The organism is Streptomyces sp. YS-3 (genome assembly GCF_045257485.1).
Lineage (GTDB): Bacteria > Actinomycetota > Actinomycetes > Streptomycetales > Streptomycetaceae > Streptomyces.
The window spans coordinates 1-4418 of the sequence record NZ_JBJHPC010000586.1; the positions used below are offsets into that span (position 1 = coordinate 1).

5 protein-coding genes are annotated in these 4418 nt (G+C 70.7%); all 5 read right to left on the reverse strand.

The window, feature by feature from the left end; all coding sequences use genetic code 11:
- Positions 1 to 151, reverse strand: a 151-nt coding sequence (locus ACJA3G_RS31230; RefSeq protein WP_406556406.1) for an alpha-isopropylmalate synthase regulatory domain-containing protein, incomplete at its 3' end; no start/stop codon positions are given.
- Complete coding sequence (cimA, locus tag ACJA3G_RS31235) at positions 79 to 1746, reverse strand: citramalate synthase (protein WP_406556402.1); 1668 nt, start codon at positions 1744 to 1746, stop codon at positions 79 to 81. The genes cimA and ACJA3G_RS31230, both read right to left, overlap by 73 nt.
- Positions 1747 to 2029: 283 nt before the next feature.
- A complete protein-coding gene (locus ACJA3G_RS31240; RefSeq protein WP_406556403.1) occupies positions 2030 to 3355 on the reverse strand; it encodes an MFS transporter in 1326 nt (441 codons plus the stop codon).
- 80 nt (positions 3356 to 3435) lie between these two features.
- Positions 3436 to 4059: a TetR/AcrR family transcriptional regulator gene (locus ACJA3G_RS31245; RefSeq protein WP_406556404.1), complete on the reverse strand. Its 624-nt coding sequence runs from the start codon at positions 4057 to 4059 to the stop codon at positions 3436 to 3438.
- A gap of 25 nt (positions 4060 to 4084) precedes the next feature.
- Positions 4085 to 4418 (reverse strand): agmatine deiminase family protein (locus ACJA3G_RS31250; protein ID WP_406556405.1); only part of this gene is annotated, 334 nt, incomplete at its 5' end.

Below are 4418 nucleotides of genomic sequence, written 5' to 3' on the forward strand. Positions count from 1 at the left end.
GCGCCCCCCAGGAGGCCCCGATGATGTTCGTCGCCACTCCCACCGTCGCCCACTCCCCCGCCCCGTCCGTGGTCGTGATCAGGACCCGGGTCGTGGAGTCCGTACCGTGGCGGCCCTCCAGGATGCGGACCTTGTAGTCGACCAGTTCCAGCTTGGCCAGCGCGCCCCCCAGGAGGCCCCGATGATGTTCGTCGCCACTCCCACCGTCGCCCACTCCCCCGCCCCGTCCGTGGTCGTGATCAGGACCCGGGTCGTGGAGTCCGTACCGTGGCGGCCCTCCAGGATGCGGACCTTGTAGTCGACCAGTTCCAGCTTGGCCAGCTGGGGGTAGATGCGCTCCAGGCCCACCCGCAGGGCGCGGTCGAGCGCGTTGACGGGGCCGTTGCCCTCCGCCGTCGCCACGATCCGCTCGCCCTTGGCCCACAGCTTCACCGTCGCCTCGTTGGCGTGGGTGCCGTCGGGGCGGTCCTCGACGATGGCGCGCCAGGACTCGACGCGGAAGTACTTGCGGGCGCGGCCCTCCGCCTCGGCGCGCAGCAGCAGTTCGAAGGAGGCGTCGGCGGCCTCGTAGGTGTAGCCCTGGAGCTCGCGCTCCTTCACCCGCGCGACGACCCGGCCGACCAGCTCGCGGTCGTCCCCGAGCTCGACGCCGAGCTCCTTGCCCTTGAGCTCGATGGAGGCGCGGCCGGCCATGTCGGAGACCAGCATCCGGATGCGGTTGCCGACCAGGCCCGGGTCGATGTGCTGGTAGAGGTCGGGGTCGACCTTGATCGCCGAGGCGTGCAGACCCGCCTTGTGAGCGAAGGCGGAGACGCCCACGTACGGCTGGTGCGTCGAGGGGGTCAGATTGACCACCTCGGCGATCGCGTGCGAGATGCGCGTCATCTCGGCGAGCGCGCCCTCGGGCAGCACCTTCATGCCGTACTTCAGCTCCAGCGCGGCCACCACCGGGAAGAGGTTGGCGTTGCCGACCCGCTCGCCATAGCCGTTCGCCGTGCACTGCACATGTGTCGCGCCCGCGTCGACCGCGGCGAGGGTGTTGGCGACGGCGCAGCCGGTGTCGTCCTGGGCGTGGATGCCGAGCCGGGCGCCGGTGTCGGCGAGGACGGTGGCGACCACGGCCTGGATCTGGGCGGGCAGCATGCCGCCGTTGGTGTCGCAGAGGATGACGACGTCCGCGCCGGAGTCGCTCGCGGCCCGGACGACCGCCTTGGCGTACTCGGGGTTGGCCCGGTACCCGTCGAAGAAGTGCTCGCAGTCGACGAAGACGCGCCGGCCCTGTTCGCGCAGATGGGAGACCGTGTCCCGGACCATCTCCAGGTTCTCGTCCAGCGTGGTGCGCAGGGCGAGCTCGACATGGCGGTCGTGGGACTTGGCGACCAGCGTGATCACCGGCGCTCCGGACGCCAGCAGCGCCTTGACCTGCGGGTCCGTCGCCGCGCTGCCGCCGGGCCGGCGGGTGGCCCCGAACGCCACCAGCTGGGCGTTCCTGAAGCTGATCTCCTGCTGGGCGCGGGCGAAGAACTCCGTGTCCCGGGGGTTGGCGCCGGGCCAGCCGCCCTCGATGAAGCCCACCCCGAAGTCGTCCAGGTGCCGGGCGATCGTCAGCTTGTCCGCGACGGTGAGGTTGATGCCCTCGCGCTGGGCACCGTCGCGCAGCGTGGTGTCGAAGACGTGGAATCCATCATCGGCGCGGTCGGCGCGGTCGACGCGATGGCTGTCTTCTGGTGCCTCGTTGGCCGTCATGCTGGGGTGACTCCTGTCGGGTGAGTGGCTCCGGACTGGCTGGCTCCACTGCCCCCATCATCGCGTGCGGTTCGCGTCCGGCCGTGGTGGGGCCGGGAAACGAAAAGACCCCTCGCGGGTGCGAAGGGTCTGCGCGCGGGTCTGGGGCACGATGTCCGCTGCCGCGGGGGTTGTGCCGCGGGTTCAGCGGTCACTGCGGACCGGCGCGCTGCTGTCCATAATCATCGGGAAAGCGAGCACGGTCGCAGTCTGCCACAGAGCCGCCACGCCGTGGACCGGGGTCTCAGGATGCGGGCACCCCGTCCGTCCCCGCGGGAACGGGGGCGGCCGTGGTGGCGGGCGCGACCCGGTTCAGGTCGATGTCCCGCGTCTCCCGCATCGTCAGGTACACCACCAGGCTCACCCCGGCGCACCCCGCCACGTACCAGTAGAAGCCGGACTCGATGCCGCCCCTCTTGAACCACAGCGCCACGTACTCCGCCGTACCGCCGAACAGGGCGTTGGCGATGGCGTACGGCAGGGCCACGCCCAGGGCGCGGATGCCGGTCGGGAACAGCTCCGCCTTCACGCACGCGTTGATCGAGGTGTAGCCCGTCACCACCACCAGGGCGAGCAGGGCCAGGCCGAAGGCCGGCCAGAACGTGCCCGCGTGCTTGAGCATCGTCATGACCGGCACGGTCAGGAACGTCGAGCCGACCGCGAAGGTGATCAGCAGCGGACGGCGGCCGATCCGGTCCGAGAGCATGCCCGCCAGCGGCTGGAGGCACATGAAGACGAACAGCGCGCAGAACGACACCAGCGACGCCGTCGGCTTCGGCATGCCCGCGCTCTTGGAGAGGAACTTCGTCAGATACGTGGTGTACGTGTAGTACGCGACCGTGCCGCCCATCGTCAGCGCCATGACGAGGAACGCCTCCCTGCGGTGGCGCCACAGCGCCTTCAGGGTGCCCCGCTCCTCGTCCCGCGCCGCGCCGGACTCCTCGTAGACCTCGGTCTCCAGCATGTTGCGCCGCAGATAGAAGACGACGGCCGCGCCCAGCGCGCCCACGATGAAGGGGACGCGCCAGCCCCAGCTGTGCAGCGCGTCCTCGGAGAGGGTGCGCTGCATGACGATCTGGAGGCCGAGGCCGACGAGCTGGCCCGCGGTCATCGACACGTACTGGAAGCTGGAGGCGAAGCCGCGGCGGCGGGGGTCGGACGCCTCGGTGAGGTAGGTCGCGCTCGCCGCGTACTCGCCGCCGACCGAGAGGCCCTGCAGCAGCCTCGCGACCAGCAGGACCGCCACTCCCCCGTAGCCGGCCACCCCGTACGTGGGCGCCACCGCGATCAGGACCGCGGAGGCGGACATCAGGGTGACGGTCAGGGTCAGGGCCGCCTTGCGCCCGCGCCGGTCGCCGATGCGGCCGAGCAGCCAGCCGCCCACCGGCCGCATGAAGAAGCCGACGGCGAAGATCCCCATCGTGTTCATGAGGTTGGCGGTCTCGTTCCCCTTGGGGAAGAACGCGTCCGCGAAGTACACCGCGAAGGTGGCGTACACGAACCAGTCGAACCACTCGACCATGTTGCCGGCCGAACCGACCCAGATCTTCTTCCACTGCTCTCGTCCCATGGAAGATCACGGTGGCCCAGGCCGATGCGGCCGACAAGGGTGACGCACGCAACGATAAGGCGTACTTGCGTACGTTGTGTTCAGCCCCCGGTCAGGGGTCGCACGAGCGACTCGTCCACGAACTCCCGTACGTGCTCCAGGACTTGGGGCCGTCCGGTACCCGGTATACCGACCGCCACATGGACGCTGAAGCCGTCGAGCAGCGCGCGCAGCCGGGCCGCGAAGCGGTCGGCGTCGACCGGGCGGAACTCGCCGCGCGAGACGCCCTCCGCGATGATCGCGACCAGGTCGCGGTGCCAGGCGCCCTCGATGGCGGCCTGGCGGGCGCGGGCGGCAGCGTCGGTGGCAGCGTTCTGCGACCGGTTCCAGACCTCCAGCCACAGGATCCAGTGCGGGTCGCGGACGCCGTCCGGCACATACAGGTCGACATAGCCGTCGAGGCGTTCGCGGACCGGGCCCGGCCGGGAGAGCAGGGCCCGGCGCTCGGCGCCGAGCAGGCCCTCGCTCCACTCCAGGGTCCGCAGCAGCAGTTCGTCCTTGCTGTGGAAGTAGTACAGCAGGTGCCCGCTGGACATGCCGACCTCGCGGCCGAGACCGGCCATGGTCAGGCCGTCGAGACCTCGCTCGGCGATCGTGGCCATGGCGGCGGCCAGCACCTCGTCGCGCGGCGGCGCGTTCTTCCGCGCGCGGGCCGGACCGGCCATGCCGCTCCTCCTGGTTCCTTACGGATCACACCCTGGGCTGCTGCTGGGTGATGCAGTGGATGCCACCACCCCCGGCGAAGATCGTACGTGCGTCGATGAGGGTCACGGTCCGTTCGGGGAAGAGCCGGCGGAAGATGCCCGCCGCGTGCTCGTCCCCGGGGTCGTCGAAGCCGCACAGGACGACGCCGCCGTTGCAGAGGTAGTGGTTGATGTACGAGTAGTCGACCCAGCCGTGGTCGTCGGTGAGCACGGTCGGGGCGGGGACCTCCACGACCTCGATGCTCCGGCCCCGCGCGTCGGTCTGGCTCCGCAGCAGTGCCACGTTCTCCCGGCACACCTCGTGGTCGGGGTGGGCCGGG

Bases quoted from the DNA above. Each gene is read 5' to 3' on its own strand.
- cimA (WP_406556402.1), bottom strand. From the start codon at position 1,746: ATGACGGCCAACGAGGCACCAGAAGACAGCCATCGCGTCGACCGCGCC.
- ACJA3G_RS31240 (WP_406556403.1), bottom strand. From the start codon at position 3,355: ATGGGACGAGAGCAGTGGAAGAAGATCTGGGTCGGTTCGGCCGGCAAC.
- ACJA3G_RS31245 (WP_406556404.1), bottom strand. From the start codon at position 4,059: ATGGCCGGTCCGGCCCGCGCGCGGAAGAACGCGCCGCCGCGCGACGAG.